Origin of the sequence: Vibrio penaeicida (assembly GCF_002933855.1) — a bacterium.
Classification (GTDB): Bacteria; Pseudomonadota; Gammaproteobacteria; order Enterobacterales; family Vibrionaceae; genus Vibrio; species Vibrio penaeicida_A.
Genome location: NZ_BFAQ01000075.1, coordinates 2,179 through 3,271 on the forward strand (window position 1 = coordinate 2,179; position 1,093 = coordinate 3,271).

The 1,093-nt window shown below is 40.3% G+C and carries 1 protein-coding gene; it reads right to left on the reverse strand.

Features of this window, described 5'->3' with window-relative positions; all coding sequences use genetic code 11:
• Nucleotides 1-73: 73 nt before the first annotated feature.
• Nucleotides 74-937, reverse strand: coding sequence for a GTPase family protein (locus tag VPNCDNU1_RS28170; RefSeq protein ID WP_104403448.1), 864 nt, complete (start codon nt 935-937; stop codon nt 74-76).
• Nucleotides 938-1,093: the final 156 nt, after the last annotated feature.

Genomic DNA, 1,093 nt, shown 5'->3' on the forward strand with positions numbered 1-1,093 from the left:
TTAAGCTGGCGTTATGAAATTCGCAAGAAAAGCTAAGTCACAGTGACTTAGCTTAAACTCAAATGTCTAAATTTTAGAATAAAGCTTTGAGTAGCTTAGCTCCGTATTTTATTCCATTTTTGATTACGCTTTTAGCTGCTTTTGTAGCGGTTTCAACTACGACGTCGATAACGTTGTCCTTAACTGCATCATATGCGTCGCCGCAAAAATCTTTGATGTAATCCAAAATACCACGTTCCGCTTCCAGCGCTGCATCTTGGGATACGTATTCCTCGTTCGCTTCTCTCGTGAACGCAAACTTTTTTTCGTTTGGAAGTACCTCAACCACTTTGTCCATCAATTCAATGAGATTGTACTTTTGGTTTGCAGATACCACGGCAATGTTCTGTGCTGAAACATCGAATGCCGTCGATACTTCGATGATTTTTTTATCAATATTTGCAGCTTTTTGAGAGCCTGGCTGGTTGGTACTCATATCCCAGTCAAATAGTGGCTCGATTTTATCTACCTGCGTAACTACGAAAATAGTTGGGCACTTCTCTTGAGCAGGAAGAAGAATTTCGTTGTAAGCCTTTAAAGCTACACTATAGGCACGGTCATCAGACTTTATTGCCCAAATTACCAAGTCTAATTCAGAAACTAGACTCTTGTAGAGAGCAAAATACTCTTCATCACGCTCTGGTGTTTCACCAACACCGGGAACATCTACGATTGTAATGCCGGTTTTTTCATCTCCAATAAGAACCTCTTTAGGTTCACGAGTACATGCAGCTACATCGCTGATAGGTGCAATGTCCTTTCCAAACAGAGCATTACATAGGCTTGATTTTCCGACTCCTGTCACACCAAAAATACCAACTTTAGGTCGGTAGTTTCGAATCCCTTTTACTTTTTCTTTGATTTCGTTAATAAGCTTTTCGTTTTGGGCTTGGGTCATTTCTGCGTACCATGTCTAATAATGGAACGTCATTCTATAATTTCATAACAAAGCATTCAAGAGTGATTCTCAACGCTTGGGATTTTACATTCTATCTTTCAGTGCTGTGTTTACGGTGGTAAGGTTGGGTTCGTGGCAGCGTTGCTCACATATATG